Annotated in this window: 1 protein-coding gene; it reads right to left on the bottom strand. The window is 67.7% G+C overall.

Features of this window, described 5'->3' with window-relative positions; all coding sequences use genetic code 11:
* Positions 1-1,110, bottom strand: a 1,110-nt coding sequence (locus tag IDH44_RS26300; RefSeq protein WP_190921787.1) for a glycoside hydrolase family 78 protein, incomplete at its 5' end; no start/stop codon positions are given.

Here is a 1,110-nt window from a genome sequence, read left to right as displayed (position 1 = left end):
TCACTGCCGCCGGTGCACCTGCACCGACTCGAGCACATGGCCGATGATCCGGATCGGCACCGCGTCGGTCTTCTCCACGCCATTGGCATAGCGCACCGTGAACACCACCGTCTGCTCGCCCTCGGCCAGCCCCGTGTCCAGCGCCTGCCACCGTTCATCGTACAGCTCCGCCTCGTACGTCTGCGGCTCGCCTCCCGCCTGCAGCCGCACCTCCGTCTCCAGCGTGCCGCCTCCGCGCCGCGCCCCGGCCAGCCCCGCCCGCACCCACGCCACCGGCGCCTCCGATGTCCGCGCGTACAGCACGAGGATCTCCCCGGTGTAGAAGTCCTTGGGCGCCGTCACCGTCTCGTGCCCCGCCGCCTCGTGGATCTCCAGCCACTGCGGCGTGTGATGCACCTGCCCGGTCAGCGTCAGCGGCCGTACCGCAATCGCATGGGTGACGCGGCTCGTCTCCCGCCCGTCGCTCACCGTCTGCGTCACCGTATACGTCCCCGGCACGCTCGGGGCGATCTGCGGCTCCTGCGCCGTCGCCTTCGTCACCGCGCCCCCCGGCGCCCGGATCGTCCAGGCATACGTGAGCGCATCCCCGTCCGGGTCGCTGGCGCGATCGAGCAACTGCAGCGTATCGCCCTCCCACACCGGCTTCGGCGTCCAGTCGAAGGCCGCTACCGGCGGCCGGTTCGTCTCAATATAGAAGTATTTCATACTGCTCCATCCACCCCATTCATAGCCGTCATGCACGCGGACGCGGATGTACAAGTTGACGTTTTCCGGCAGGTCGGCCGTCGGCTGCCACGCCAGCGCGTTGCCGTTCTTGATGCCCGAGTCGAGCACCAGCGTGCCGTCATAACGGTTGATGCGCACGTTGTACTGCTGCTGCGCGTCGCCGTCGGCGTCGCTGTAGGTGAAGCGGAACGTCGGCCGGAACATGTCGAACTTGGTCGGCGCATGCTCGTTGCTGCTGCTCGGCGTCGTGACGTTGCCCACCGGCTTGCGATTAAGCACCGTCACTTGGCGCGTCGCCTGATCCATCTGGCCCTTGGAGTCGTAGACGACCTGCCGGATCTGGAACGTGCCGAGCGAGGAGAACGTCTTCGTCCAGCTCGTGCG

It is taken from the genome of Paenibacillus sabuli (assembly GCF_014705605.1).
GTDB lineage: Bacteria > Bacillota > Bacilli > Paenibacillales > Paenibacillaceae > Paenibacillus_D > Paenibacillus_D sabuli.
Note: the sequence above shows the minus strand (reverse complement) of the source record. Positions and strands in the feature narration are given on the sequence as shown.